The organism is Leucobacter sp. MMO-125, assembly GCF_037148395.1.
Lineage (GTDB): Bacteria > Actinomycetota > Actinomycetes > Actinomycetales > Microbacteriaceae > Leucobacter.
Genome location: NZ_JBBCTL010000003.1, coordinates 251,543 through 277,994, shown reverse-complemented (window position 1 = coordinate 277,994; position 26,452 = coordinate 251,543). Strand labels below are relative to the sequence as shown.

General features: G+C 66.4%; 22 protein-coding genes. 6 read left to right on the top strand and 16 right to left on the bottom strand.

The annotated features are described in order from the left end of the window. Window positions 1-54: 54 nt before the first annotated feature. The 11 genes from WFI54_RS08910 to dhaK all read right to left on the bottom strand — a co-directional run bounded on the left by WFI54_RS08910 (window position 55) and on the right by dhaK (window position 14,688). A complete protein-coding gene (locus WFI54_RS08910) occupies window positions 55-5,379 on the bottom strand; it encodes a DUF7507 domain-containing protein (protein WP_336652441.1) in 5,325 nt (1,774 codons plus the stop codon). After that, window positions 5,376-5,936 (bottom strand): hypothetical protein, encoded by a 561-nt coding sequence (locus tag WFI54_RS08905; protein ID WP_336652440.1) that lies wholly within the window; start codon window positions 5,934-5,936, stop codon window positions 5,376-5,378. Before WFI54_RS08905 ends, WFI54_RS08910 begins: the two co-directional genes overlap by 4 nt. 195 nt (window positions 5,937-6,131) lie before the next feature. Next, the gene (locus WFI54_RS08900) at window positions 6,132-6,326 is read right to left on the bottom strand and encodes a hypothetical protein (RefSeq protein ID WP_336652439.1); all 195 of its coding nucleotides are present in this window, start codon (window positions 6,324-6,326) and stop codon (window positions 6,132-6,134) included. A gap of 476 nt (window positions 6,327-6,802) precedes the next feature. Next, window positions 6,803-6,940 carry a hypothetical protein gene (locus tag WFI54_RS08895; protein WP_336652438.1) on the bottom strand — a complete coding sequence of 46 codons (138 nt, stop codon included), beginning with the start codon at window positions 6,938-6,940 and terminating at the stop codon, window positions 6,803-6,805. A gap of 292 nt (window positions 6,941-7,232) precedes the next feature. After that, a complete protein-coding gene (locus WFI54_RS08890; protein ID WP_336652437.1) occupies window positions 7,233-7,439 on the bottom strand; it encodes an RNA polymerase sigma factor in 207 nt (68 codons plus the stop codon). Window positions 7,440-7,758: 319 nt separating this feature from the next. Further along, window positions 7,759-7,932, bottom strand: coding sequence for a hypothetical protein (locus WFI54_RS08885; RefSeq protein ID WP_336652436.1), 174 nt, complete (start codon window positions 7,930-7,932; stop codon window positions 7,759-7,761). Beyond that, window positions 7,929-8,426, bottom strand: a complete 498-nt coding sequence (locus tag WFI54_RS08880) for a hypothetical protein (protein ID WP_336652435.1) — start codon at window positions 8,424-8,426, stop codon at window positions 7,929-7,931. Before WFI54_RS08880 ends, WFI54_RS08885 begins: the two co-directional genes overlap by 4 nt. Window positions 8,427-8,634: 208 nt before the next feature. Next, a complete protein-coding gene (locus WFI54_RS08875; RefSeq protein ID WP_336652434.1) occupies window positions 8,635-10,260 on the bottom strand; it encodes a sigma-70 family RNA polymerase sigma factor in 1,626 nt (541 codons plus the stop codon). 136 nt (window positions 10,261-10,396) lie between these two features. Beyond that, entirely contained in the window at window positions 10,397-12,913 is a 2,517-nt protein-coding gene (gene dhaM / locus WFI54_RS08870; protein WP_336652433.1) for a dihydroxyacetone kinase phosphoryl donor subunit DhaM, read from the bottom strand. A gap of 103 nt (window positions 12,914-13,016) precedes the next feature. Then, the gene (gene dhaL / locus WFI54_RS08865) at window positions 13,017-13,643 is read right to left on the bottom strand and encodes a dihydroxyacetone kinase subunit DhaL (RefSeq protein ID WP_336652432.1); all 627 of its coding nucleotides are present in this window, start codon (window positions 13,641-13,643) and stop codon (window positions 13,017-13,019) included. A gap of 46 nt (window positions 13,644-13,689) precedes the next feature. Further along, complete coding sequence (gene dhaK, locus WFI54_RS08860) at window positions 13,690-14,688, bottom strand: dihydroxyacetone kinase subunit DhaK (RefSeq protein ID WP_336652431.1); 999 nt, start codon at window positions 14,686-14,688, stop codon at window positions 13,690-13,692. A 266-nt stretch (window positions 14,689-14,954) separates the two neighbouring features. Between dhaK and WFI54_RS08855 the strand changes: the two genes are divergently transcribed. After that, entirely contained in the window at window positions 14,955-16,577 is a 1,623-nt protein-coding gene (locus WFI54_RS08855) for an amidohydrolase (protein ID WP_336652430.1), read from the top strand. Window positions 16,578-16,645: 68 nt separating this feature from the next. On the opposite strand, the gene WFI54_RS08850 is transcribed toward WFI54_RS08855, so the two are convergent. Then, window positions 16,646-19,213 (bottom strand): LuxR C-terminal-related transcriptional regulator, encoded by a 2,568-nt coding sequence (locus WFI54_RS08850; RefSeq protein ID WP_336652429.1) that lies wholly within the window; start codon window positions 19,211-19,213, stop codon window positions 16,646-16,648. A gap of 287 nt (window positions 19,214-19,500) precedes the next feature. Between WFI54_RS08850 and WFI54_RS08845 the strand changes: the two genes are divergently transcribed. The 3 genes from WFI54_RS08845 to WFI54_RS08835 all read left to right on the top strand — a co-directional run bounded on the left by WFI54_RS08845 (window position 19,501) and on the right by WFI54_RS08835 (window position 22,324). Next, entirely contained in the window at window positions 19,501-20,397 is an 897-nt protein-coding gene (locus WFI54_RS08845) for an ABC transporter substrate-binding protein (RefSeq protein ID WP_336652428.1), read from the top strand. 122 nt (window positions 20,398-20,519) lie between these two features. Beyond that, window positions 20,520-21,548, top strand: coding sequence for an amino acid ABC transporter permease (locus WFI54_RS08840; protein ID WP_336652427.1), 1,029 nt, complete (start codon window positions 20,520-20,522; stop codon window positions 21,546-21,548). Further along, the gene (locus tag WFI54_RS08835; protein WP_336652426.1) at window positions 21,545-22,324 is read left to right on the top strand and encodes an amino acid ABC transporter ATP-binding protein; all 780 of its coding nucleotides are present in this window, start codon (window positions 21,545-21,547) and stop codon (window positions 22,322-22,324) included. The genes WFI54_RS08840 and WFI54_RS08835 overlap by 4 nt, the downstream gene beginning before the upstream one ends. A 126-nt stretch (window positions 22,325-22,450) precedes the next feature. Here WFI54_RS08835 and tagD read toward each other — a convergent pair whose 3' ends face one another. Then, entirely contained in the window at window positions 22,451-22,849 is a 399-nt protein-coding gene (gene tagD / locus WFI54_RS08830; RefSeq protein WP_336652425.1) for a glycerol-3-phosphate cytidylyltransferase, read from the bottom strand. An 82-nt stretch (window positions 22,850-22,931) separates the two neighbouring features. On the opposite strand from tagD, the gene WFI54_RS08825 reads away from it, so the two are divergent. Continuing rightward, the gene (locus WFI54_RS08825; RefSeq protein WP_336652424.1) at window positions 22,932-23,096 is read left to right on the top strand and encodes a hypothetical protein; all 165 of its coding nucleotides are present in this window, start codon (window positions 22,932-22,934) and stop codon (window positions 23,094-23,096) included. Between the two features lie 36 nt (window positions 23,097-23,132). On the opposite strand, the gene WFI54_RS08820 is transcribed toward WFI54_RS08825, so the two are convergent. From WFI54_RS08820 to WFI54_RS08810, 3 genes are read right to left on the bottom strand one after another with little or no spacing between them, the layout of a single operon-like run. Beyond that, a complete protein-coding gene (locus tag WFI54_RS08820) occupies window positions 23,133-23,354 on the bottom strand; it encodes an SCO4848 family membrane protein (RefSeq protein WP_336652423.1) in 222 nt (73 codons plus the stop codon). A 58-nt stretch (window positions 23,355-23,412) separates the two neighbouring features. Then, a complete protein-coding gene (locus tag WFI54_RS08815) occupies window positions 23,413-24,594 on the bottom strand; it encodes an MFS transporter (protein WP_336652422.1) in 1,182 nt (393 codons plus the stop codon). Continuing rightward, window positions 24,581-25,264: a FadR/GntR family transcriptional regulator gene (locus tag WFI54_RS08810; protein WP_336652421.1), complete on the bottom strand. Its 684-nt coding sequence runs from the start codon at window positions 25,262-25,264 to the stop codon at window positions 24,581-24,583. The genes WFI54_RS08815 and WFI54_RS08810 overlap by 14 nt, the downstream gene beginning before the upstream one ends. A gap of 115 nt (window positions 25,265-25,379) precedes the next feature. Between WFI54_RS08810 and WFI54_RS08805 the strand changes: the two genes are divergently transcribed. Beyond that, complete coding sequence (locus WFI54_RS08805; protein WP_336652420.1) at window positions 25,380-26,432, top strand: amidohydrolase family protein; 1,053 nt, start codon at window positions 25,380-25,382, stop codon at window positions 26,430-26,432. Window positions 26,433-26,452: the final 20 nt, after the last annotated feature.

Genomic DNA, 26,452 nt, shown 5'->3' with positions numbered 1-26,452 from the left:
TGCCGAGTCAGGGTAGTCAGCACGCCCTCGGGGGATGCGGGCCGCCCTCAGTCTTTACCGGTGGCCTCCTCGGATTCTACGGAGTCGATTCACGAGCAGGAGGAGCAGACCTGCAAGCAGCAGACCACCACTGATTGCACCGAACACGGTAATGGTTGCGCCGCCGGTGAGTTCAAGCATCCCGGGCGGGTCTGACGGTGCCTGCGGGGTGACCGGCTCTGCGGGCGTGGGAGCCTCCGGAGGTGCATCCTGCGTGAGGACCGCCGTCCATGTGGATTCCGCCGATACCGGCTGATCGCTGACCGCGCCGGTTCCGGTGGCGGTTCCGACGTTGGTGTAGCTGGCGTCAGAGCCGACGCTTCCTGCACCGGTGCACACCATCGACGCTCCAACCGCGAGCTCTCCGTCCGGGCAGGTGACAGTAACGCCACGATCATCGGTGACGGTGACGCGCCAGAGCGCGTCCTCGCCGATGTTGATCACGGTGTAGTTCCATGCCACATCACTGTTCGCCGGGACGGTGGCCCCGGTGTCGTAGGCGACCGCGTCCTTGATCACTGCGATCCCGGACAGAAGTACCTGCACCAGGGTCGTCCACGTGTCCTCCGCGGTGACCTCGGCTCCGGTCACTGTTCCGGTTCCGGTGGCCACGGCAGTGTTTGCATAGTCCGGTCCCGCCCCAATGGGGCCTGAGCCGGTGCAGACCATCGTTTCTGCGGGGGCGAGTTCGGTGGCTGGGCAAGTGACCTGAACGCCTTGGCTGTCGGTCACGGTGAGCGTCTCGACCGGTTCTTCACCGGTGTTGGTAACCGCGTAGTTCCAGTTCACAACGGTGCCCTGGCGAACGGTACCCCCGTCGAGCGCGTTCTCCGCGCCCTTGACCACGGAGATCGAAGTGACCGGTTCGCGGACCTCAACACTCCAGTCGTCCTCTGCGGTCACGGGAGTCAGGCTGAGGGCACCCACGGCTTCGGCTATGCCGATGTTGGTGTAGCCGGGGCCGCTGCCAATGCTGCCCGTACCGGTGCAGGTCATCGAATCTCCCGCTGAGAGCATGGTCCCTGGGCAACTGACGGTGACGCCTTGGTCGTCCAGCACTTGGAGGTCGGCCAGGTCTTCGTCGCCGGTGTTGGTGACGATGTACTCCCAGTCCACCATTGTGCCTGGTCGCACCCAGGACCCTTCCTGCACTGCGGGGGCCCGCTTGTCGAGCTGCAGATCGAGGTTGAGCGGGGCAACTGAGATCGACCAGTCGTCCTGATCCTGAACGGGAAGTCCGGTGTACTCAGCCACAGCCGCAGCGGTTGCGACATTCCGGTAAGCCGGGCCAGCACCGATTGAGGCGGACCCCGTGCAGGTGGTGGATTCGTTGACTGCGAGCGAAGTCACCGGGCAGGACACCGCGACTCCCTGGTCGTCGGTCACGACGAGGTTCGTCACGGGTTCTTCGCCGGTGTTCGTGACGAGGTACTCCCAGTTCACTATTGTGAATGCGGGAAGAGTGCCGCCTTCCACCGTGTCAGGCGAAGACTTGACCACCTCGATCGCCCGCTCCAAGGGGATCACTTCCGCGTTCCAGGTGTCGGTCGCGGTTGCCGGGGCACCGGTCAGATCACCTGTGCCGACGACGACGCCGGTGTTCTGGTAGCTCGGCCCCAGTCCGATCGGGCCGGTGCCGGTACAGTCCATAGACGCGCCGACCGCCAGCACCGTTGCAGGGCAGGTCACTGCGACCCCTTGGCTGTCGGTGACATTTATGGCGCTGACGGGCTCATTTCCTGCGTTCACCACCTGGTAGTTCCAGGTGACCGTGCTGAGAGCCGGGATGGGGGTGCCTTCGGCGACGCCGTCTGCGGTCTTGTCGATCGTGAGCGCAGGGGTCAACGGGGAGATCACCACAGACCAGGTGTCTTCGGCTGAGGCGGGATCGCCACTGATCGCACCGGTGCCGATCACCGCGCCGATGTTCTCGTAGCTTTGGCCGTTGCCGACATTTCCGGTTCCCTGGCACACCATGGATTCGCCGATGTCGAGGGCGGTGCTGGGGCAGGTCACAATGACTCCCTCGCTGTCCCCCACGGACACATCGGTGAGCGGTTCCGTGCCGGAGTTGCGGACGGTGTAGTCCCAAGTCACGTTGGTGAGTCCGGCGATGGTCGACCCTTCGGTGACGCCCTGCGCGGTCTTCTGCAGTTGAACGTCCGGGGCGACCACCTCGACGAGGGCGAAGCATCCGTCCTCGGTGCCGTCGGTGCAGTGCGTCGGGAGTGAGCCGACCTGGCCGGTGACCGTGTTCCGCATGCCCGGGGCAACGGTCGGCGACGTGGTGGTTACCGTGTAGTGGATCGTTGCGGCTTCTCCGACGGCCAGGTTTCCGGTCCAGATCAGTTGCTGGTTCACGTCATCCCACACGACGGTGCCACGATCGGTCGTTGCATCGTTGTTGAATGTCGCTGTCTGCAGCACGCCGCTAAGGTCATCAACGACACGGATGCCGTTCGCTGTCGTGGCGAGGCGGTTCGAGAGATCAATGGTGTAGCTGACCGTGTCTCCCACGCCAACCGGCGCGGCCGACTGCTCGCTGTTCTTCTCGATCACGACATCTGCAGGCATCATAATTCCGGTGCGCGCAGTCTCAGCGGCGACCAGGGGTGAACCGGCACTGCTGGCAACCTGGGCGACGGTGTTCCATGCGACATCACCGCTCACAGTGCCGGCAGGCACGAGCATGTTGAAGGCGAGGTTGATGTTCGAGCCTGAAGGCCATTCACCGGGCAGCGTGACGCGCAATGCTCGCACTGCTGCAACTCCGCCGAGAGTATTCGGGTCGGTCGTCCAGTCGTTGTCGCAGCCCGGGTTCGTAGGAAACACCTCCGGACGGCAGGGGTTCATGGATGCGGAGTAGTGGACCTGAGCGCCCGCAGGGACTGCCCGGGACAGGCCGTTGAAGGTGGGGGTGAATTCACTCCCTCTCATGCCCTGGTTTGCTGCGGTCGCACCGGTGTCTCCGACATGCGGGAGTAAGTCATAGAGCACGACGTCGGAGAGTGCGGGCTGTCCTGCATTCTCCCAGTGCAGGAGGTACTCCGCCTCACCGGAAGTGATGCCGGCCACCTGGTTCGCTCCCGACCAGCTGCTGGAGTGCACGTCACGCACGTGCTTCGTAACGACGCTGGTCGCTGCGCTCAAGGTCGAGTTGAACTGGCGTGTTCCGTAAGCCAGGCATCCGGAATCCCCGGAGGTGAGGCCGTCACCGTCGAGATCGCGAGAATCATCGGCCACGCGAGGCGAGTACTGCAGGCAGTTGTCGATCGCAGAAGCCGAACCGTCGATCGACGTGAACGCTTCCGTTGCGAGCGTCCCGTACTGGGCGCCCCAGGTGCGTTCGAGCGTGGTCTGCACGCTGACATACGGCCAGCCTTCGCTGGGGCTCGAGGGCACCGCGGGAGTCCCCGGCATCGGGGTGATGCGCACCAGGGCGGGGTGTCCAAGCACCGTATCCTCAGGGATCATTTCGATTGTGTAGTGGCTGCGGTTAGTGCGCCCATCGCTGTCGGTGATGAGAATGCTGTTCGTGGTTTGGCCGGCGACGACATACCCGGCGGGCAGCACCTGCACATAGCTGGGCAGCGCAACCGACGGGTCGAGCGCAAACGCCCCGAACGATGCGGTCGAATATCGGATACCGGACCCGGATACCGAGAATCCGGCTGATGAGGTTCCCACGACGCTTTCCCGCACAGCTCCGATGCCCGTGGCGTCACCTTCGAAGAAGTAGCCGTCGCTGTCATTGGTCACCGCGACGCGTGCACGGTTCTCGAGGTTCATGTCGTGGTCGGCTCCGGGCAGAAGTCGCGTCTGCACGGCTACCCGGACAGAACCGTCGAGGCTCAGCCCGCTGAGGACGACACGGAACCCGACGTAGTGGAGCCCTGCTGGGGGTGCGGGCAGGGGCGCCAGCGAAGCGATGGGCTGAGCGGGTGTGAAGTCCTGCTGCGTCCCGTCGCTCAGGAACAGCGTGAGTGTCTGGTAGCTCAGGTTGCGGTTCCCCACGCCACCCGGCGCGGTCGTGAAGGTGAGATGGGTGAGTTCTTCGACCGGCTGAGTGCAGCCGGCTTCGGAGGCGTACCCATCGACCGTCGGGCTCGACGCGCAGGGCATCCAGTCGGTGACCTCGACTTCATCTCCCTGCAGGATCCGTCGTGCATCGATGTTGTAGTAGTGCACCCCGGCACCACCCGAGTAGGCGTACGTGGGAGAGAATCGCCACGGAGCGCACTGGCCGCCTGGAGCTGGCTCAGTGGTGGGGGTCACCCGGCCCTGCCCGCACTTGGCAAGCTCGGGGGTGGGACGCGCACGGAAGATGTTGTCATGGGTGACGGAATCTTCCGAGGTCCGCATGTTCCCGGCAGTGTCTAGGAATGAGCGCGACACCGAGTTCGTGATCGTATCTGTGTATGCGGGGTCTGACGAATCGGTCGCTGCGGGGAGCTCGACGATGACGTACCAGGGCAGGTCCTGGTAGTTGGAGCAATCGTTCCAGGTGACGGTGTGGGTGGCGGGGTCGTAGATGCCACCTCCGGTCGCTGAAACGAACGTGGCCTGGGCGGGGAGCGTGTCGACGATTTCGATGGTCTCGGCGCGCGCGGTATCCCACCGGTTTTGATTATTGTCCTGCAGCACGCAGGAGGACCAGGTGTCGGTCAGCGGCTCCCAGACCCCGCGGATGTTGGGGGTGATCCGGTAGGTAGCGCGAGCAGTGGTCCCGTCCGAAAGCACCAGTCCGCCGAGGAATTCCTTGTCTACTGGTTCCAGGAGGCGTGTGACGACTTCGCCCTCGAGACGGTTCGAGGTGGCTTCCGAGAAGCTCTCTGAGTTGATCGTTGCGGATCCGAACGAGAATCGAACCCCGTCACCGGTGGACGGGTGCGGGCGAACCTGCACGATGAAGGACTCCTGGGTGCCCGCGGGCACGGTGCGGGTGGAGGTCAGCCGCAGGATGAGTTCCGTGTCCGAGCGCACGACTGTCGGGGTGAAGTTCGCAGACGAGGTCGATGGTGGGGTGAACGTCACTCCCCAAGTCGACATGTCCTGCATCGCCGCGGGGTTCGGGTTGATGAGGGTGATCGGAATCTCGATCACCGGCCGGACGCAGTCCTCACCAACGAGACCTGAACATGACCAGGACACCTGGTAATCGAAGGTGCTGGAGACTTCCTGCGTCGTGGGCGACGACGTGGATATCGCGACCGAGCCCACACTCGCTGCAAGGGCAGGGGTCACCGCGGTCACCGCGCTGAGAAGGGCGATTGCGAAGGCGACGAGGCCCGCGGTAATCGCGCGGCCCGCCTTGAAGAGTGAGGTCTTCTGGGTGTTCACGACTGCTCCTCCTCGAGGGGGGCTTCGATACGAATGTCTCCGAATGGGGAGATCTGAACGGGACTGACACCGGCCTCACGAGCGGTTTCGGCGAGTGAGACCCGTGCCCCTGTTGGGGAGACCGCTTCGACCCTCCAGGCGAACGCCGTGGCGGTGGTCGACTGGTCGATGGCTTCTAGAACTGCGGTGAGGTCACCGGAAGTGGGTACTACGTGATCACTGGGGAGCACAATCTGAGCCACGGCTTCCGTGCTTGTGTCGGGATCGATCACCAGATCCACTCGGGCACCGGCCTGGACCTGTGCGTCCAGCCCGTTGGAGAGATTCATCAGCTCTTGCTTTTGATCGCCGGTCAGATTGACGCTGTCGTAGCTGGCTCTGACCTCCTCCGGCTGCTGCTCTTCTGCGGCGCAGCTTGTAAGTGCCAGCGGCAGAATCAGTCCCCCGATAACGAGCACATGCGCCGTGATCGACGCTCGTTTCTCGCCCCTCATAGTTCCCCATTTCGTCCACATCGATAGGGAATGGAACATCCCCTCGACTACTGAGACGAACAATCGGGCAGGAATCCGACGAGAACAGCAAGAAATTTCTCGCAGCAGCACACGGCCTGCCTGGCACCGTCGCGAAATTGGCCGGTGGCTCGAGTTCGAGTCGGCACTGAATTCTCCGATGCCGAGGCTTCGCTCACCAGTAGCGATGCGCGATATGGCTCACTTGCGGCGAGGAACGTGGAGTTCGGGCCACGCGACCTAGTAGAGCGGGACCGGGAAATTCACAAAGGCCAGCAGATCGCTGGTGACAGTGCCGTTCGCGGTCGTGTACTCCTGAGTGAGCGAGAAGCTGATCACCTTCCCACGATGCTGCGGGAAGTCGAACATTACCTCACCGCTCAAGGGGATCGCGAGGTCGTCAACGACTTCGGGAAGGGGGTCTTCCCGAATCACCAGTATCTCTGTGGAAAGCGGGGTGGCTGAGACCCTGAACCGGAACGGGCCGTCGGTTGACATCGTGGTGAGCTCTCGAGGGTCGGGTAGACCGCTGGCGCTGGAGGGGTGGGATCCGTAATCACTGCCGGGTCGGCAGGAAGGGCTGGAAGCGGAGTTGTTTGCGAATGAGCGACCTGCACCGAACGGTTGTCTGCGTTGCGGATCCTCAGTACGTTGTCGCCAACGAACCGGTGGACGTCGAGACCGCGTCCACTGCTCGGCAATCGCCTGGGCCGGGCAGGAGTGCGATTCTGCTTCGACTGCACCCATTCGACGCAGGACGGGGTGCTTCCCAGCAGCAAAAGCGGCAAGAGCACAAGCGCGAGCTTCTTGCGCAGCGAATCGGCCTCTGCCGCGATCGCGGCGCAGTGCACAGAGTCGGAGACGTGCAGTTCGAGCTTCGCCGTATGCCGCGGCGCAAGCGCCCCTCGCGTCTAGCGCGGCAGTGAGGGGATGATTTCCCTGCACTCAGGATCTGAGGCGCGATCGGAATCGAGGTGGACAGCGAGCCACCAGATCTTGAACGCCTCACGAGCACGCTTGATCAGCGCGCTGGTTGCATTCTCGCTCATGCCGACGTACCTACCGACCTCCGCTACGGGAAGGTCTTCGACATCTCGGCACTACAGGACCTCACGGTGCCCAGACGTCAGGGAGTTACACGCCTGAACGGTGGTGGACTTCTCAAGAATTCCGTCGGCATGATCGCCTAAGGACGCGTATCCCGCGTCGAGCGATTCCTCCTAAGATCTCGGTGCGGAAGTCGCCCTCCTTTCGGGCCTTATCGATGGCGATCCGCCGAGAGGCTGAGGCAACATTTGCCCGGAATGACGCGTTCACCTCAGCGCCACGCATGATGCTGGACTAGGCCTTCGCGAATGCCTCCTGCATCAGATCTTCCGCCTCGTATCCGGTGTACGAGCGCGTTAAGACAACCACTGCTCCCCGGTGACGCTTCCACCACTCCCCGAGTGCTTCGGAGGTGCCACCACCGGCCAGCTCGATGAGCGAGGAGTCGGACATCGACGAGAGGTTCAGGCTCGTCGGGACCGACCGCGCCTTCTTTGCCATGATTCACCCGATATACGTATTGGATGGATCGACAGAATACGAGGATCAATACTGTAGGCGCCAACCCGACGTCCAAAGCATGACATCTTGAGGTAGCTGCACACAGCATGTATATGAAGGACACACATGCCTCGTGACCAGTGTGCGGGGGCGACCCGGACCCAGCGAGGGGTCCGGGATCGCCCCCGGCTGGTTCCGGTGAGCACTGCGCTCGAACCGGGGGTGCGGCATCCCGGGGAAAGGGGGAATCGGATGCCGCTGTCAGGGGCCCCGCCACTCTAGGGGGAAGGGGGAAGGAGCGCGGGAACCCCTGAGTCTGTTAGCAGGAGCCCCGGGGCCGACGTACGCGGCGCAGGGCGAGCTGCGCAGCCCCGACGCTGGCAGCTGCCGGCGCGGCGCCGGTGACGGTCCACAGGGTAGTGAGGAGCAGTGCCGCTCCCGCGGCAGTGACAACGCGCACCCGTTTCGCGAGTGCTGGGAAAGCGGGCTTCATGATGCCTCCTGGCTGATGGGGGCGTCGATTCGGAGTTCTCCGAAGGGAGAGATGTGGGCGGCGCCGACTCCTGCCGCGAGTGCCGATGCTTCGAGCGAGACGAGTGCGCCTGTCGGGGAGACGGCTTCAACTCGCCAGTCGAAGGCAGCAGCGAGGAGAGAGCCCTCGATCCCTCCCAGAACCGCCGTGACGTCGGCAGACGTGGGGAGAGCGGTATCGGTGGGAAGCACGATCTGTGCGACGGCCTCGCGGCCCGCGTGAGGGGCGACGATCAGGTCTACCCGCGCTCCTGGCTGGACTTGCGTGTCGAGGGAGTTGGATAGCTCCATCAATGATTGGCGCTCGTCGCCGCTCAGTTGCACGCTGTCGCGCATCGCACGGAACGGCTCCTCCGGCGGCGCGTCATTCCCGCAGCCGGTCAGTGCAAGCACTAGGGCTAACCCAGCGCTGCGCAGCACGCAACTCGCACTCGGGGTGCGCGTCGTCTCCCTCATGTCTCTTCCATTCCCCTTCAGAGATGAGGGGCGAACTCCCCTCGTCTAAAGAGACGGATTCGGTGCCGCGAATCCGACGCGAGTGAGTGAAAAGAAGGACCAGTGCCGCGGCGCTATCGCAAGTTCGAGTCGTGCTTCAGATTTGCCAATCCTAGGCTCAGTCCACGAGATGGGGTGCAAGGCCTTTGGGGTGGGGGGCCGAGGCGGCTTAATGAGCTGGGATCGGGTACTGAGTAAAGGCGAGTGCGTCGCTGCGGATGATGCCGTTCTCCGTCGCGTAGTACTGAGTGAGAGTGATGTCGATTACCCGGGTGCGATGCTGCGGGAAGTCGTACATGACCTCTCCGCTCGTCGGGATCGCGAAGGAAAGCACGATGTCGGGCTGGCCGGCCTCCTGGATCAGCAGATCGACCGTCGACAACGGGGTTGCGGAGATCCAAAAGCGGAACGGGCTATCGGCAGACATGGTCGAGAGTTCGCGGTACTCGGGATAGACAACCGCTGATGGAGGCGAAAGGATCGGTGAGATCACAGGATCGAATGACGACGAGGCGGGGGGGTCGGCCGGCGGTGACGAGGAGGTGATCGGAAGCAGTGAAGGGTCAGGCGTTTGAACACTTGGCGCGGGCGGCAACGACTCGGCGCGCAGCGTGGATCCTTGCCAGCGCGCGGTCTGGGCGCCGCTGTCTCGTGGTGCCGCGACGACGGAGGCCGTGTCCAAAGTGTCAGAAGGGGACTGGTCCTTCGGGGCCGGGAGGCCGGATTCAGGGCTGCCCGGGTCGTTCTGGACTTGCTCTCGGGTGAGATCTGAGGCCGCTGCGATCGTCCCGGGGGCCCGAAGAACACCGGTCGCGAACGCTGCGCCACCCGCCAGGAGTATCCCCGTCAGGCTCGCCGCGAGAACGACTGCAGGTCTCAAGGATGGAACGCCTGCGGATGGCAGTGAGACGGTTGTTGCCGGTGAGACGATGGGGGTCTCGGCGATGTGCGCCTGAGTTGCGGAAAGGGGCTGCTGAGGTCTCGACCGCACCCATGCCAAATAGCCGGGTGCGCCGCCCAGCAAAAGGAGCGGGAGGAGGACGAGAGCGAGTTTGCGATGCAAGTCATCAGCTTCTGCGGCAATGCCAGCGCAGTGCGCACAGTTCGAAAGATGTCGCGCGACTGCAGCAGTGTCACGTGCTGTGAGCGTTCCGCGTGCAAAACGCGCGAGCATCGGTGAAATGGCGAGGCAATTGGGATGCCGGTTGTGCTCAGAGCTGAGCTGAGCTGAGATCCATGAAGCCTTGAATGCTTCCCGCGATCGTTTGATGAGCGCGCTAGTAGCATTCTCGGTTAACCCGAGATATCGGGCGATCTCGACAACCGGAAGTTCTTCGACGTCTCGATACCACAGCACTTCCCTCTGGCGGGCGGAGAGCGCCTTGAACGCCTTCGTGGTAGTGGTCTTCTCGAGGGCGCGTTCCGCGTGATCTCCCGCCGTTGGATCGACCGGGTCGAGATCGTCGTCGAAGCTCTCGAGAGCGAGGCCGCGGTCTCTGCGAGACTGGTCAATCGCGAGTCTGCGAGAGACAGTCGCGACGTACGCGCGAAACGAGATTGTCATGTCTCCACCTCGCAGAATGCTCGCGTAGACCTTCGCAAACGCCTCCTGCGCGAGATCTTCGGGTTCATACCGGGTGAACGACCGAGTCGCTGCGACGACGGCACCATGGTGCCGTGACCAGAGCTCTGCAAATGCCTCTGGAGTGCCAGCGCGTGTGAGATCGATCAGGGCGGCATCGGAGAGCGATTGTAATTCGATGCGGGTGCGACGCTGCTTCGGTCTCTTGGCCATGATGGACTTAATATACGCGCTCCGCAGGCGTGATACGAGTGTGGATTTCGATGCACCTGTTCGTCAAAGTCCCAGAGTGGTGCTGAGGCTGTTGAGTGAAGCTGGTGCGGGAAGAGTCCGCCCCTGGCCCACCCCCTCACCTCAGGATCGCGGCGGCTGCATTGCGGGCTGCGGCGGTGTCGCGGGCGGAGATCACGGCTGCGGCGGCCTGCCGGCACTGCTCCAGGGTGACCTTCTGCAGTTGTGCTGCGACCGCGGGGATTGCCCGGGCCGCCATCGAGAGGCTGGTCGCACCAGCTCCCACAAGCACTGCGGCGAGCAGCGGGTCCGCGGCGGCTTCGCCGCACACCCCCACCCCGCCGCCGACGGCGGCCCCGGCCGACCCGGCCCGGCCGATGAGTTCGACAACGGCCGGCTGCCACGGGTCGTTGAGTGCGGCGAGACTGCCGAGCAGCCGGTCCGCTGCCATCGTGTACTGCGTGAGATCGTTGGTGCCGAGGCTCACAAAGTCGATCACCTCGAAGAGACGATTCGCGAGCAGCGCGGCCGATGGCGTTTCGATCATCACACCCACGTGCGCGAGGCCGCGCGCCCGCGCCCGCTCGGCGAAGTCTGCGGCCTCCGCGACGGTCGCCACCATCGGCGCCATCACAGCGACCTCCGCAGCTTCCTGCGATGCTGCGGCGGCGATCGCGTCGAGTTGCCTGTCGAGCAGGCCCGGCACGATCCACGAGGTTCGCAGCCCGCGCACGCCGAGCGCGGGATTCTCCTCCTCGCCGCTCGGCACGAACGCGAGCGGCTTGTCGGATCCCGCGTCGAGCGTGCGCACCACGACCCGTTTCCCAGGAAATGCCGCAAGCACTCTGCGGTAGATCTCGATCTGCTCCTCAACGCTCGGCTCTTCCGCGCGGCCGAGAAAGCAGAACTCGGTGCGGAACAAGCCCACACCCTCAGCGAGCGCCCGCGCTCCCTCTGCAGCGTCGCTCGCTTTGCCGACGTTCGCGAGCAGCGGCACGCGGTGGCCGTCAGCGGTGCGGCCCGCGCCGTCGAAGGGCGGGGTCTCGGCCCGCTCCGTAATCGAAGCGAGCTGCTCGAGCGAAGGATTCCACACGAGTTCGCCGCTCGCACCGTCGACGAGCAGCGTCTCACCTCCCGGCTCACTCCAGGCACCACGGGCCGCGACCACCGCAGGGATGCCGCGCCCGCGCGCGAGGATCGCGGTGTGCGAGGTGGGCCCGCCCTCCTCGGTGACGAGGGCGAGACACAGCGAGGGGTCGAGCAGTGCCGTGTCGGCCGGTGCGAGATCGTGGGCCACGAGCACATACGGCTCGTCGGTGTCTGGCAGCCCCGGTGGTTGCTGCTCGGTGAGCTGCGCGACGATGCGGGCGCGCACGTCGAGGATGTCTGCGGCGCGTTCTGCAGTGCGGCCGCCAAGGCTGCGCAGCGTGTCAGCGGCCGCACCGAAGGCGTCCCAGACGGCGCGCGCCGCAGGCGCACCCGCGCGCACCCGCTCGCGGGCAGTCTCTCTGAGATCTTCGTCGGCTGCGATCGCGGCACCGGCTTCGAGGATTGCGCTGCCGGTCTCGTCTGCGCGCGCGGCGCGATGTCGCAGGGCCTCGGCGACGGCGTCGGCGGCCTCCGCGACGCGGCTGCTTTCCGCTTGCCGATACTCCTCCGTGATCTCTGGCCCCTCTGTTGGTGCAGCGATGGGGTTCGGCATGCGCACCACCCTGCCCGCCACACGTCCGGGGCTCACCCCCAGCGCGCCTGTGAGGGGCCCGCCTGAGTGCGTTGCGGCCGGCAGCTGCTTCTCGGCGGGGGTCGCCGGCTTCGCGGCATCGGGGTCGGTGCGTGTCGTTGTCGCGGAAGGAGCGGCGGCAACTTCGGGATCGCATGGCTCGCCGAAGCCGTCGGCGAACAGCATGGCGAGCTCATCAAACAGGGCCTGCGCATCGGCTCCGGTGGCTGTGAGCGTCAGCGTTTCGCCCTGCCTCGCACCAAGCGCGAGCAGCCCGGTGGGTCCGCCGACGCGCACGGCTTCCTCGCCGGTGCGTGCGATCCGCAGCACTGCGTCACGGCCCGCGAGCGCCGCGACAATCAGCGCGGCCGGGCGCGCGTGGATGCCGTCGCGGTTGCGCACCACGACCTCGACCGTCGCATCGGGCTGCGTGGGAGGGGCATCTTCGGGCCCGGCCGATCCGGTGGCGCCTGCGGCCCCCGGATCCGCACCCGCCTCCTCATTGATGAGGTGCGCACGTTTCGCCCCGAGCGCCCCCAGCGCCTCCGCGGCGACAGCATCGAGCGAAGCCCCGGCCGCGGCGGTCACCACGGCGGCGAGCAGACCCTCCACGATGGGGGCGCTCGTGAGCCGCACAGGAGTGTCGCCGATGTCGGCGAACTCGAGCGCCATCTCAGCGCTGAGCACCGCCGAGCCGAGATCCATGAGCACGAGCACCCCGCCTCCCTCGGCAGCTGCTTCGCCGATCGCCTCTGCCACCCGCATGGCGTCGGTGCCGGTGCCACCATCTGCGGTGCCCGCTGCGAGTACCACCCGCGGCGGATTCGAGGGAGTCATCTCAAGGGCGAGCTCCGCCGCTGCTGCTGCGAGGGGTGCGCTGTGCGAGACCACGACGATGCCGACGCGTTCGGTCATGCTAGACCTCCGATGGTGTGGCGCGAGAGCGGCCGACCGGCTGATTTCGCAGGCGGAGCGGTGATCTGCGCTGCGACATGCGCCTCGCGGTGGGGGTGGGGGCTCAGGCGGCGGCGAGAGCTTCGAAGAGCAGCGCGGTCGAAGCGCTGCCGGGGTCGATGTGCCCGGCCGAGCGCTCGCCCAGGTAGCTGGCGCGACCCTTGCGGGCGACCAACGGCTCAGTCGCATCGCGCCCCTTCGCCGCTGCAGCGCTCGCCGCCGCGAGCGCATCCCCCAGCGACCCCGAGGCCGCCGCCGCATCGTAGGCGTCGAGCGCGGGCAGCATGGCATCGACCATGGTCTTGTCACCGGGCTCCGCCTTGCCGCGCTGCAGAATTCCCTCATAGCCGGCCCGCAATGCAGCCCCGAGTGCCGCCGCATCGAGCTCGGTTGCCGCGCCCGCACTCGCTCCCATGCGCAAGAAGAAGGTGCCGTAGAGCGGCCCGCTGGCACCGCCCACCGATGAGACGAGCGTCATGCCCGCCGTCTTCAGCAGCGCATCGGCTGTGGTGGCGGGATCCTGCCCCGCTTTCTCCACCACAGCCGCCATGCCACGGGCCATGTTCGCCCCGTGGTCGGCGTCACCGATCGCAGAGTCGAGTTCGGTGAGGTACTCGCGTTGTTCGGCGACGCGGTCTGCGAAGCCGGTGAGCCAGCGGGTGAGGGTGTCGACGGTGATGGTGTTCGTCATAGTGGCTTCCTGTGCGTGACGGGGTGAGGTGGCGGATCGCTGCAGCTCAGGCGAGCCAGCGCAGTCCGGGGGTGCGCACGGGGGCGTCCCAGAGCTGCAGGATCTCGTCATCGGCTGCGAGCAGCGTTACCGAACAGCCGGCCATGTCGAGCGAGGTGATGTAGTTGCCCACGAGCACGCGGGCCACCTCCACGCCTGCCTGTTCGAGCAGCTCGGCGACCTCGCCGTACATCAGGTGCAGCTCGCTGAGCGGGGTGCCACCCATACCGTTGAGCATCACGATCACGGGCTCTCCGGTGAAGTCGCGGTCGGCGAGAATCGGCTCCACAAGCTGCGCCGCGATCTCCGAGGCGGGCGCGAGCGGCACCCGCTTGCGGCCGGGCTCACCGTGAATGCCCACCCCCATTTCGATCTCGTCGTCGGGAAGGTCGAAGGTGGGCTTGCCTGCGGCGGGCACCGTGCAACTGGTGAGTGCCATACCCATCGACCGGCCTCGCTCATTCAGCTTCTCCGCAAGCGTGGTGACAGCCGCGAGGTCACGCCCCTCCTCTGCCGCCGCGCCCACGATCTTCTCCATGAGCACGGTGAGGCCGACACCGCGGCGCCCCGCCGTGTACAGCGAATCCTGCACGGCAACGTCATCGGCGACCACTACTGTCGCAACTTCGACGCCGGTTTCGGCGGCGGCGATTTCAGCCGCCATCTCGAAGTTCATGACATCGCCCGTGTAGTTCTTCACGATGTGCAGCACCCCGGCACCACGATCCGCGCCCTTTGTTGCCGCAACCACCTGATCGGGCGTCGGCGAGGTGAACATCTCACCTGCGCAGGCGGCGTCGAGCATTCCGAGGCCTACGAATCCGCCGTGCAGCGGCTCATGCCCGGAGCCACCGCCCGAGAGCAGCGCCACCTTGCCCTGCGCTTTGGGTTCGCGTCGGTAGATCACCCGGTGCTCGTGATCGACGTCGAGCTCGGGGTGGGCCTTCGCCAGGCCTCGAAGTGCGTCGGCGAGCACATCCGCCGGATCGTTGATGAGCTTTTTCATGACTGCAACCTCCACGTCGAGATGAGTGTTCAAACTGATCGCGGCGGAGGCGGCGGGTCGACGGGCGACCTCGCCTGTGAACTTCCGTCGACACTGCCGATACTTCTAGATCGGGCGGGGGCTGTCAATGGTGGCGGCGGCGAGACCACCTCGAGTAGCCCCGGGTGAAATCGCGTGCGAAGCCGCCCGCACAGCTTCCCAGGGGCCAGCACCGACAGGTACAAATGATGCAGGGCTCTGCAGCCCACCCGGGAAAGGACCTGACCATGGCACCCACACTCCGCATCACCGGGCGCTTCGTGCGCACCGACCTCGATTGTGTCGGCGAGAACCCCGATCCGGCATCCGCCCCCGAGGCGATGCTCGTCGAAGACGGCACCATCGTGGCGATCGGCTCCCGAGACGAGGTGCCTGCACCCGCCGGCGGGCGCCACCTCGACCTCGGCGAAGGGTGGGCGATCCCGGGCCTCATCGAACCGCACGGCCACCCCTCAGAGGTGGCGCTGCTGATGGGTGAGGGTGTCATCGACATCCGCCCCGTCACCATCGCAAGCGCCGACGAGGTGTGGGGCAGCATCAAGCAAGCGCTCGCCGCCGACCCTCGCCCAGAGCGGGTGTTCGCCAACGGATGGGATCCGCTGCTGCAGCGCGGCCTGGTGCAGCCCACCCGCGCCGACCTCGATGCCGTGGCCGGCGACATCCCGCTCGTCATCGTGCACAACTCTCTGCACTCCGCATACTTCAACACCGCCGCCGCCCGTGAGGCAGGTATCGACCGCGACACCCCCGATCCCGCCGGTGCCTCGTACGGGCGCGACGCGTCAGGCGAGCTGAGCGGTGTCGCGTACGAAGCTGCGGCGATGGCGCGGATCGCGGGCCCCGTGATGGAAGCCGCGCGTGCGCGCCTGCCCGAGCGCATGGCCGCGCACCTTGCGGAGGTGCGACGACACGGCATCACTACCATCGCCGATCTTTCTTGGAGCGCCGAGCTTGGGCCGCTGTTCGACGGCTTGCACGCAGCCGGGCGGCTCCCCGTGCGGGTGCGCGGTTACGAGACGTCGAGCCCGGGCGCCCACGCGACCCGGCCCTTCGTCAACGGCGACGCCCGGGTGAGGCAGGTCGGCATCAAAGTGTGGAGCGACGGATCGCCATGGGTGGGCAACATCGCAACCTCCTTCCCCTACCTCGACACCGAGGCGACCCACGCCATCGGCCTCGAACCGGGCCACATCGGCAAGGCGAACTACACCACCGAGCAGCTCATCGACATCGGCGCCCAGTACGCGGGCGAGGGCTGGCAGATCGCTTGCCACTCCCACGGCGATGTCGCCATCGACAGCACCCTCGACGCCTACGAGGAGCTCATCAGGCGCTTCGCGCTGCGCGACCACCGCTTTCGTGTCGAGCACTGCGGGCTGATGACACCGGATCAGTTCAGCCGCGCTGCCTCGCTCGGCGTCACCGTAAGCCTCTTCGTCGACCACATCACCTACTGGGGCGACGTGCTCATCGACGACCTCTTCGGCGAGCGTGGTGCGAGCTGGGCCGACGCCGGCGCGGCCTTCGCGGCCGGCCACCGCGCCACCTTCCACAACGACGGCACGGTCACGCCCTACGAGCCGCTGCGCAATATGGCGGTCGCCGAGACCCGCACCTCCCGCACCGGGCGGCACTTGGGCGGCGGCACCCCTGCGAGCAGACTCGACGCCCTGCGCGCCCACACGGCGAACGCGGCCTGGCAGCTGCGCAGCGAGCATGAGATCGGGGCGCTCGCCCCCGGCCTCCGCGCCGACTTCACGGTGCTCGATGTCGATCCGCGCAGCGCAGCGCCAGAGGCGCTTGCGGGGGCGCGGGTGTTCGCCAGCGCTGTCGACGGGGAGCTCGGATAGTTCGCGTCTCGCGGGGCGGATCTTGCGGGGCGAATCACCGTGGGTGCGGATCGCCCCGCCGAGACGGCTTAGAGCAGCCCGATCTGCCGAGCGCGCAAGAGTGCATCGGCGCGGCACGACACCTGCAGCTTGCGGTAGATGCTGCGCGTTTGCGACTTGATGGTGTTGGCTGAGACGTGCAGTGCCGCCGCGATCTCCTCGATCGAGGCGTCGCTCGCGAGCTCTGCGAGCACCAGCGACTCGCGCCGCGACAGCTTCTCGAAGGCCTCGGTCTCGGTTTCGAAGGGGGCGCTCACCGGCTCGATCCACATGCTTGCCGGCACGAGCGAGCGCAGCATCCGCAGGTCGGCGGTGGGCACCCACGACAGCGGCAGCCTGTTGTTGGTGCGGTCGAGGGCGTACAGCGCTTGTTCGAGCAGCGCCGACGCGTGCCCGGTGTTGCCGAGTCGCGCGTGCGACGCCGCGCTCAGCAGGAGGTGCTGAGCTTGGTGCGCCGGATACAGCCCGGTAGTGCTGAGGTCGCTGAGCAGTGTCACGGCTTCTTCCGGCTGTGAGGAGAGCAGGGCCAGACGCGCGCGCGTGAGCACGGTGACGGGTGCCTCGCCGCTTTCGCTCTTGTGGGCGAGCACCGTGCGGGCGCGCAGCAGGTCGCCTGTTGCAAGCAGCAGATCGGCGTGCAGCGTGCGCAGTTCTTCGGCCCACCCGGAGCTCAGCGGATACGCGCTCAGTTCGTTGCGGGTCGCCTCGAGCTCTTCGAGGCCGCGACCCGCTTCGCCGCCCACCAGGCGCACCACGCCGCGGGTCCAGGCGATGAGGGGCCACTGCTCGAACTCGTCGATGCGTGTGGTGATGGGCTGCAGCGCCTGCAGCGCACCGAGTCTGTCGTCGCGGTTCGCCGCTGACAGGGCGGATGCGAGGTGCCAATTGAGCGCGTGAAGCGAGCCTTCCCAGCCGCTCCACGGCGAGGTGCCGATCATGGCGATCTCGCGTTCGGCACCCACGAAATCGCCGGCGTAGGCGCGCACGAACGACAGGATGGAGCGGGTGTGGAAGGGGCGCCCGGGATGCGGATCGCCCTCCATGCCGGCGGCGAGCTCGAAGACGCGGGGGATACGGTGCGCGAGCAGCGCCGTGATGAGGATCTGCAGATTGCCGGCGTAGAGCCATGACGTGCCGCTCGGGCTGCGGGCTTCCTCGACGAGGCGGATGAACTCTTCACCTGCGCGGAAGGCTTCTTCGTAGTTGCGGCTCACACGCATCCCGCCGAAGCGTGCGAGCGCCACGAACCTCGCTTCGATGCTGCCGGCCGCGGGCGAGCGCCGCGACAACTCGGCGAGGCCGATCCGCAGCAGCTGCTTGATGCGCGGCGTCGGCACGATCGCGTTCTCGCTGAGGGCGATGGTGAGCGCGATGGGCACGCCACCGTCGCGTTTGAGGCGCTCGGGTGCGAGGGGGCTCAGCATGGCGATCACCTCGGCAGAGCGAAACTGGCTGAACTCCGAGAAATAGTGGGCGAAGTGGGGGAAGATCAGGTTGTCCATGCCGCCGTCGATGAGCAGCGCGAGCGTTTCGACAGGGTCGGCGAGATCTCGCAGCTGTTCGAAGGCAATGCGGCGCACCTCGGCGACACGTTCGGCGCTGAGCTCTTGCGGTGCACGGTGGCGCAGCGCTGATGTGATGAGGGTGTGCATGAGAAACACAGGCCGGCCGCGTCGCAGGGTGATGCGGCCGAGGCCGCGTTCTTCGAACGACTCGACGGTGGCCCAGCCGAGGCCGGAGTCGCCAAGACGCGCGGCCAGGGCCTCATCGACCTCGGGGCAGAGCGCGAGGGCCAGTGCGAGGGCTTCCTCGTCGGGGGTTTCGAAGCACGGTGTGAAGTCGACGAGTACCGCGGCGACGCCGCGCTCGATCTCGTCGAGGGTGGGCCGACGTGATCCGCCCGCCGAGAGCCCGTCCATCACCGAGAGCGCGAGTCGCACCGCCAGCGAGTGGCCGCGGGTGATGCGTTCGAGCATCGCGAGTTCGACAGCGGTGACCGCGTAGGGCAGGGCGGTTGCGAGTTCGGCGATCTCTTCGCGGGTGAAGGCGAGCTCTTCGGAGCCGATCACGGTGGTGTGGATCGCGGTCGAGGTGAGGGGAGACTCGAAGCGAGTGCGTTGGCGGGTGGTGGCGATGATGCGCGTGGGCGGTGCGACACGAGCGAGTGACACCAATTGGTCTTGCAGTGAGTCGCAGGTGAGGTGCAGATCGTCGAACACGAGTGCCACGCGGGTTTCAGCGCGCAGGAGCGTCGAAGCGAGCAGTGCGGGGGCGTTGTCGGGGGAGATGAACCCGCTCATGTAGCCGTCGGTGAGGTGCTGGAATGTCTCGGGGGCTGCGGCATGCAGCGCTGAGAACGTGCGCAGCCAGAAGCTGCGTGCGTCGAGGATGCCCTCGTCGAGCGTTACCCAGGCGACAGCGGTGTCTTGTTGCTCCCGCACCCAGCGCGCGATGAGCGCCGTCTTGCCCGCGCCGCCCTCCGCCCGCACGATAACGACGCGGCCGCCGTTCTCAAGCTTCGTGAGCAGGCGTTCACGCTGCAACTGGCCTGGCGCATCTACCGGCACCGCGGTTCCGCTTTTGGGGTCACCAAACACAGCGATATCCCTTCCGCAGATTGGTGCCCGGGCGGCAACGTCCCCTCGCGCTCCCTCCACAGGGCACGTTCCGACTTCGGCCTTCCCCCGTATACAGCTTAACCCGAATGTTATCTCCAAGGTTTCGGGGTGGCCCACCGCGGAAACATGCGGGGTGCCGGGAGGGATCCAGCCTCTCTATGGTGCCGCATAGAGAGGCTGTGATCACCCCGCCGCGCACGAGCAGTACACTCGGAGCGAGATCGCACGCCGGGGCGCACCCGGTCATCCATCACTTGGAGGAATCAATGAAGATTCGCTACGCAGTTCCCGCACTCGCAGCCGCTGCGCTGCTCACGCTCACCGGTTGCGTCAATAACGCGGCGTCTGAGGGAGGCAGCACCGGAGACAGCTCGCAGGCCTCTTCGATCAAGGCGGATCAAGCCGCCGTCGACCTGCTGCCCGCCGAGCTCAAGGACTCCGGCGTGCTGCGCATTGGCACAGATGCCGAGTACCCGCCGAACGAGTTCAAGGACGCCGATGGCAACCCCACCGGCTGGGGCGTCGAACTCGCCGAGGCAGTTTCCGCGAAGCTCGGCCTTGAGCCCAAGTGGGAGATCCTGGGCTTCGACAGCATCATTCCTCGGATTCAGGAGGGTGCGCTCGATATGGGCTCTTCGTCATTCACCGATACTGTCGAGCGGCAGAAGTCGGTCGATTTCGTCAACTTCCTCAACGCCGGCACGCAGTGGGCCGCGGCAACAGGCTCCGACGTCAACCCCGACGACGCCTGCGGCCTGACGGTCGCCGTGCAGGCGACCACCGTACAAGACACCGACGAACTGCCGGCGAAGTCGAAGGCCTGCACCGATGCCGGTAAGCCGGCCATTGAGGTGCTGCGCTTCGACGGCCAGCCGGAGGCGACTCAGGCAGTGGTGGACGGCCGCGCCGATGCATTCTCGGCCGACCTGCCCGTGACCGGCGACGCTGTCGCGAAGCTCAAGGGTCAGCTCGAAACCGTGGGTGAGGTGTTCGACGCCGCGCCGTACGGATTCGCAACCCAGAAGGGCAGCGACACCACCAAGGCCGTGCAGGCAGCCCTGCAGTCGCTCATCGATGACGGCACCTACCTCAAGATCCTCACCTCGGCGGGCATCGAAGCCGGCGCTGTCGACACGGCAACAATCAACGCGGCCAAGAACTGATAGCCGATTCCGGCCGCAGCGGGCCGGGGTGCGGTTGTCGCCCCGGCCCGCAGCGGTCTCCGTGCACGGCACGGTCCGCACTCCATCGACGACGACGCTGAAACGAATTCTGGAAGTGAGTCATGTCACATCTCCCATCCGAGGGCGGAGGCGGCCGAGGCCCCGACGCCCACGCCACCCCTGAGGCTATTCAGGCCATCCGGCTAAGGCATCCCTGGCGCGTGACGTTCGCCGTGGTGATCGTGCTCATCGCTGGCCTCTTCATCTACGACACCGCTGTCAACCGCCCGGTCTACAACTGGCCCGAGGTCGGCAAGTACCTCTTCGACACCCGCATCGTCACCGGCGCGGGCTACACTCTCCAGCTCACGATCTACTCGATGATCATCGCAATCGTGCTGGGCGTCGCGATCGCGGTCATGCGGCAGTCGCCCAACCCCGTGGTCAAATCGGTGGCCTGGGTCTACCTCTGGCTGTTCCGCGGCACCCCGGTCTACGTGCAGCTCGTGTTCTGGGGCCTCATCCCGACCATCTACAAGACGATCACGCTGGGCATTCCGTTCACGGAGGCCGTCGCGACGATCAGCACGAAGGATCTGCTCAGCTACTTCACCCTCGCGATCATCGGCCTGGCGCTGAACGAGGCCGCCTACATGGCCGAGATCGTGCGCGCAGGCCTGCTCTCGGTCGACAAGGGCCAGAGCGAGGCGGCGACCGCCCTCGGTCTCGGTTGGTGGCACACCATGCTCCGCGTGGTGCTGCCCCAGGCCATGCGCGTGATCATCCCGCCGACCGGCAATGAGGTCATCTCGATGCTGAAGACCACCTCGCTGGTCGCGGCGGTGCCGTTCACGCTCGATCTCTACGGTCGTTCCCGTGACATCACCGCGGTGACGTATCAGCCGGTGCCGATGCTCATCGTCGCCTCGATCTGGTATCTCGCGGTCACCTCGATCCTCATGGTGGGCCAGTACTACCTGGAGAAGCACTTCGCGCGCGGTGTGGAGCAGCGGCCGGACGTGATGAAGCCGACAGTCGAGACGCAGACGATCGGTGTCGTCGGTGTGGTGGACCCCACCACGCCGAGCTATCCGAGCACCGCGGGCGAGACCATCGTGCCCCCGCACAACCGACCTGGAGGTGGCGCATGAACGTGCACGCGACCGACACGCCGATGGTGAAGGCCGAGGCCGTGTCGAAGTCCTACGGCTCCAATGAGGTGCTGAAGTCGATCTCGCTCGAGGTGCAGCGCGGCGAGGTGCTCTGCCTCGTCGGCCCCTCAGGTTCGGGCAAGTCGACCTTCTTGCGTTGCATCAACCACCTTGAGACGATCAACGCCGGCCGGCTCTGGGTCGACGGCGAGCTCGTGGGGTACCGGCAAAGTGGCGACAAAATCTACGAGATGCACCCGAAGGAGGCGGCGAAGCAGCGGCGCGACATCGGCATGGTGTTCCAGCGCTTCAATCTCTTCCCGCATATGACGGCGCTCGAGAACGTGATGATCGCTCCCACGCTGCTGAAGAAGGGCAACAAGGCGACGCTGCAGTCGCGCGCCATGGAGCTGCTCGCACGGGTGGGGCTTGCCGAACGCCACGACTACTACCCGGCCCACCTCTCCGGCGGTCAGCAACAGCGCGTCGCGATCGCGCGGGCGCTCGCGATGGAACCGAAGCTGATGCTCTTCGATGAGCCCACCTCCGCACTCGACCCCGAGCTCGTGGGCGAAGTGCTCGAAGTTATGAAGGGGCTCGCGCAGAGCGGTATGACGATGATCGTCGTGACCCACGAGATGGGCTTCGCCCGTGAAGTCGCCGACAAGCTGGTGTTCATGGACGGTGGCGTTGTCGTCGAGTCCGGTGATCCCACCGAGGTGCTCACCAACCCGCAGCGTGAACGCACGAAGGCATTCCTCTCGAAGGTGCTGTAGTCGCGCCCTCGCCAAGCACGACTGTTGCAGCGAGACCGACTGTTCCAGAGGCCCTGGAAGAGTCAGTCTCGCTGCAACAGTCGTCTCCGGGGTGCGGATCGCGGGAGCGCGCCGCCTACCCTTGGATTAGGCGTTGACGCCGAGGTCGCGCTTGATCTTGGTGGTCGACACGCCCTCGGTGCGGTCGAGGTAGATCACTTCGCAGTAGGGGCGCAGGATTTCGAAGCGCTCGTCGCCCTCCCAGTCACCGCCCATGACGACCGCGTCGATCTCGTACTTCTGCACGTCGCGGATCTTCTGATCCCACGCCTGCTCGGGAATGACGAGGTCGACGTAGCGCACAGCCTCGAGCATGTTCTTGCGGGTTTCGAAGTCGTGGTAGGTCTTCTTGCCCTTACCCGCATTGAACTCCTCGGTGGAGGCGGCGACCACGAGGTAATCGCCGAGATCGCGCGCGCGCTTGAGCAACCGAATGTGCCCCCAGTGCAGGAGGTCGAAGGTGCCGTAGGTGAGGATCCGCTTCATCTCTCTATCGTAAGCCGCAGCGCGCGCGTACCCTGGAAAGACAGGGCCACGGACTCCACGGCCCACGAACGAGGAGGTCACGATGCAACTCGACGAAGAACGTCGCGGCCCGGATCACGAGTCGGATCCCGCACACAGCGATGAACTCGGCCACGAGTGGGTCGACGAAGGCGGCGCCTCGCACCTCGGGCCCGCCACTCACCTCGGCTCAGGTCGCCCGCACGGCGACGATGACGAAGAGGAGTGAGACCCGCGGCGGGTGCTCCCGCCGCGGGCCCGCGCGTCAGGCGGCAATGGTGAGCACCAGCACACCGGCGACCGCCGACACGAAGGCGAGCAGCAGTGCGACGCCGATCAGCACGGCGTGCACCCTGTAGAACGCCGTGGGGCGCCCCTGCGCATCATGGGCCCGGGGATCCTGGGTGACGCGCTTCCAGAAACGCGGCCAGACGATCACGTTGTAGACGGCGTTGAGAAGCAGCACAATGCCTGCGAAGACGACCATGCCCCCAGTCTAGGAGCGAGTGTCTGAGCTGTCGGGATCCGCTGCTTGGGCAGGTGAGCTATGCCCGGCCGGAGGCCCGCGAGGCGGCGACCCCAAAGCCGAGTTCGCAAAGAGCCACGGCTATGAGCAGCGCGAGGATGACCGACCAGTCGAGCCCCGTCTGCGCGAGCAGGCCGAGCAGCAGGGGGCCTGCGGCTGCGAAGGCGTATCCGATGCCCTGGCTGACAGCCGAGAAGCTCGCCGTCTGCGCGACGCTGGGGGCTGTGAACACGATGAGCGCGATTGCAAGCCCGAACGCAGCACTTTGCGCGATCCCGAGCACCGCGACGGCCACCGGGGCAAGGGGGAGCGGGCCGAAGGCCAGAGCGGTAAGCCCGGTGGCGGAGAGCAGCGCGATTCCCACGATGAGCTTGGTGCGCAACCGAGGCCGCGATGCGAGCGTTGGTGCGAGAAGCGATGCAGGGAGGCCGGCCACGCTCATCCACGCGAGCAGGAGCCCTGCCTGTGCTGGCACCATGCCGCGGTCAACGGCAATGGTGGGCAGCCACGCAGTGAGCGAGAAGTAGATCAGAGCCTGGGATCCGAAGAAGCCGGTGACCGGCCAGATGCCAGGCGCCCGGAACACCGAGTTGCGGGGAGTGCTGGTGTCGCGTCGGCTGCCGGGGCCGGGGGCGCCGAGTCGCGGCCCGAAGGCGATGGCGAGCGCGAGCGCGATAAGCAGCGGGATCCCCCAGCTCATGAGCGCGGCCCCGACGCGCTCGCCGAGCAGGTGCAGCACGGGAACGGCGAAGGCGGCACCGGCGGCAGCGCTGACGCCGAAGGAGGTCGTGTAGACCCCGGTCCAGAATCCGCCACGGTGGGGTAGGGCGTGCCTGATGATCTGCGGAGCCAGGATCCCGAGCAGCGCGATCGAGGCGCCAACGACCACGGTACCGACGAAGAGCAGCGGCGGCGCGAGTGGTCGTAACAGCGTGGCGAAGGAGAGTGCGGCGAGCAGCAGAGTGATCGCGCGCGTGAGCCCGAGCCGCGCGACGAGCAGCGGAGCGAGGGGCGATGCGAGGCCGAAGAGCAGCACGGGGATCGCGCTCAGCACGGCGAGCCCGGAGGGAGGCAGTGCGTAGGCGTGTCCGATCTCGCCGAGGAGGGGGGAGACAGAGGTGATGGGAAAGCGGACGCTCAGCCCGACGGCGAGGATCAGGATCCCGGCAGCGACCCCCTGGCGCCCCTCAGAGGAGCTCATCGAGGAGACGCTCCTGCTGCTCGAGCACGCCGAGGGCGGCGGCCTGCGCTGCGTCGGGGTCTCCGGCCGCGATGGCGCGGAAGAGGGTCTCATGCATGTCGTGGCGGTCGGGGTCGTCGCCCTTGGCGAGGCAGGAGGCGTCGGTGACGGATTCCTTGATGGAGCCGTCGAAGCTCGCGTAGATGTCGGAGAGCAGGCGGTTCCCCGAAATTCGGGCGATGCCGAGGTGGAAGGCGACGTCGGCGTCGGCGAAGGCGAGGGTGTCGCTCGCGGCGATGGCGTCGCGCCGGGCTTCGAGGTGCGCGGCGAGGGTGTTGAGATCCGCCTCGGTGCGGGCCGTGGCTGCTTCGCGGGCCGCGAGGGCGTCGAGGGCCTGACGCACGCGGATCACTTCAAGGCTGTCGGCGGATCGGAGGGCCCGGCGCAGTGCGACCTGGGTCGGATCGGTGGCGATGAGGTAGGTGCCGTCGCCCTGGCGGGTTTCGAGCAGCCCGAGTTGCACCAGGGCTCGCACCGCCTCGCGCACGGAGGGGCGGCTGACTCCGAGCGTTGTGGTGAGCTCCGCTTCGGAGGGGATTTTGTCGCCGATAGACCATCGACCCTGGCTGATTTCGCGCTTCAGCTCGTCGACGACGGTGTCGACGAGTGATCGTCGTTGAATTTGTCGCACGTGTCACATCCTTGCAGATTCGATTGGTTATATGGTTATCATATGTCTGACGAGTTGTCTGGCGCCATCCCGGCACCGACCACTCCGCACCGAGACCCCCGAGAAAGGCTCACCAATGACGGCGACCCCAGCTTCCGCACCGCTGTGCACTCCCGGACTCGTAGATGCGCACATCCACCCCGACAAGACAACGTGGGGCGGCAGCTGGCTCTCCCGCCGACCCGCGGCGACACTGCAGGATCTCATCGACAACGATCGCGCGACCCAGTTCTCCTTCGAGCGCAGTGTCGAAGAACGGGCCTACTCGCTGCTCGCGCACGCCCTCGAGAACGGTACCCTGGCGATGCGTGCCCACGTCGATGTGTCCACCGAACTTGGCACCGCAAATGTCGAGGGCGTGCGGGCCGCAGCCGAACGGCTCGCGCCGCACCTCACCGTGCAGATCGTCGCCTTTCCGCAGTTCGGGCTGCTCACGAACCCCGGCACCCTCGACGTGATGGCGGCCTCGCTCGACTGCGGCGCCGACCTCGTCGGCGGCATCGACCCCATCGGTCTCGAATCTGACCTCCACGGCCACCTCGACGCGATCTTTGGACTCGCCGACCGAGCCGGACGCGACCTCGACATCCACCTCCACGACGAGGGCGAGCAGGGGCTCGAGCAGATTCGCGAGATCGCGGCCCGCACCATCGCCGGCGGGCGGCAGGGCCGCGTCACCATCGGCCACGCCTTCGCCCTCTGCGACACCTCGCTGCCCAGCCTGGGGGAGACGCTCGACCGCGTCGCCGAGGCCGGCATCTGGATCGCCAGCTGCGCCCTTGGCCCCGACCCCGTGCCCGATATCGACCTCCTCGAACGGTACGGCGTGAACCTCGCAGCGGGATCCGACGGCGTGCGCGACTCGTGGAGCCCGTTCGGCACCGGCAGCATGGTGGATCGCGCCCACCTGCTCGCCTACCGCACCGGCGCGATCACCGACGCGGAGCTCGAACGTGCCTTCCGGCTCGCATCGACCGCCGGCGGTGCCATGCTCGGTATCCCCGAGATCGCCGAGTGGCAGGGGCCCGAGAGCGGCACTCGGCTCGAGTTCGACGCCGCGAGCATTGCCGAACTCGTCGTCGACCGCCCCGCGCCGCTGCGCGTGCTGCGCGACGGCCACCAGATCTGAGCGGCGAACCGCCGACCAAC

Coding starts and splice junctions, on each gene's coding strand:
- WFI54_RS08895 (WP_336652438.1), bottom strand. CDS start 6,940: ATGAGCGAGAATGCAACCAGCGCGCTGATCAAGCGTGCTCGTGAGGCG.
- WFI54_RS08890 (WP_336652437.1), bottom strand. CDS start 7,439: ATGGCAAAGAAGGCGCGGTCGGTCCCGACGAGCCTGAACCTCTCGTCG.
- WFI54_RS08885 (WP_336652436.1), bottom strand. CDS start 7,932: ATGAAGCCCGCTTTCCCAGCACTCGCGAAACGGGTGCGCGTTGTCACT.
- WFI54_RS08880 (WP_336652435.1), bottom strand. CDS start 8,426: ATGAGGGAGACGACGCGCACCCCGAGTGCGAGTTGCGTGCTGCGCAGC.
- WFI54_RS08875 (WP_336652434.1), bottom strand. CDS start 10,260: ATGGCCAAGAGACCGAAGCAGCGTCGCACCCGCATCGAATTACAATCG.
- dhaM (WP_336652433.1), bottom strand. CDS start 12,913: ATGACCGAACGCGTCGGCATCGTCGTGGTCTCGCACAGCGCACCCCTC.
- dhaL (WP_336652432.1), bottom strand. CDS start 13,643: ATGACGAACACCATCACCGTCGACACCCTCACCCGCTGGCTCACCGGC.
- dhaK (WP_336652431.1), bottom strand. CDS start 14,688: ATGAAAAAGCTCATCAACGATCCGGCGGATGTGCTCGCCGACGCACTT.
- WFI54_RS08855 (WP_336652430.1), top strand. CDS start 14,955: ATGGCACCCACACTCCGCATCACCGGGCGCTTCGTGCGCACCGACCTC.
- WFI54_RS08845 (WP_336652428.1), top strand. CDS start 19,501: ATGAAGATTCGCTACGCAGTTCCCGCACTCGCAGCCGCTGCGCTGCTC.
- WFI54_RS08840 (WP_336652427.1), top strand. CDS start 20,520: ATGTCACATCTCCCATCCGAGGGCGGAGGCGGCCGAGGCCCCGACGCC.
- WFI54_RS08835 (WP_336652426.1), top strand. CDS start 21,545: ATGAACGTGCACGCGACCGACACGCCGATGGTGAAGGCCGAGGCCGTG.
- tagD (WP_336652425.1), bottom strand. CDS start 22,849: ATGAAGCGGATCCTCACCTACGGCACCTTCGACCTCCTGCACTGGGGG.
- WFI54_RS08825 (WP_336652424.1), top strand. CDS start 22,932: ATGCAACTCGACGAAGAACGTCGCGGCCCGGATCACGAGTCGGATCCC.
- WFI54_RS08820 (WP_336652423.1), bottom strand. CDS start 23,354: ATGGTCGTCTTCGCAGGCATTGTGCTGCTTCTCAACGCCGTCTACAAC.
- WFI54_RS08815 (WP_336652422.1), bottom strand. CDS start 24,594: ATGAGCTCCTCTGAGGGGCGCCAGGGGGTCGCTGCCGGGATCCTGATC.
- WFI54_RS08805 (WP_336652420.1), top strand. CDS start 25,380: ATGACGGCGACCCCAGCTTCCGCACCGCTGTGCACTCCCGGACTCGTA.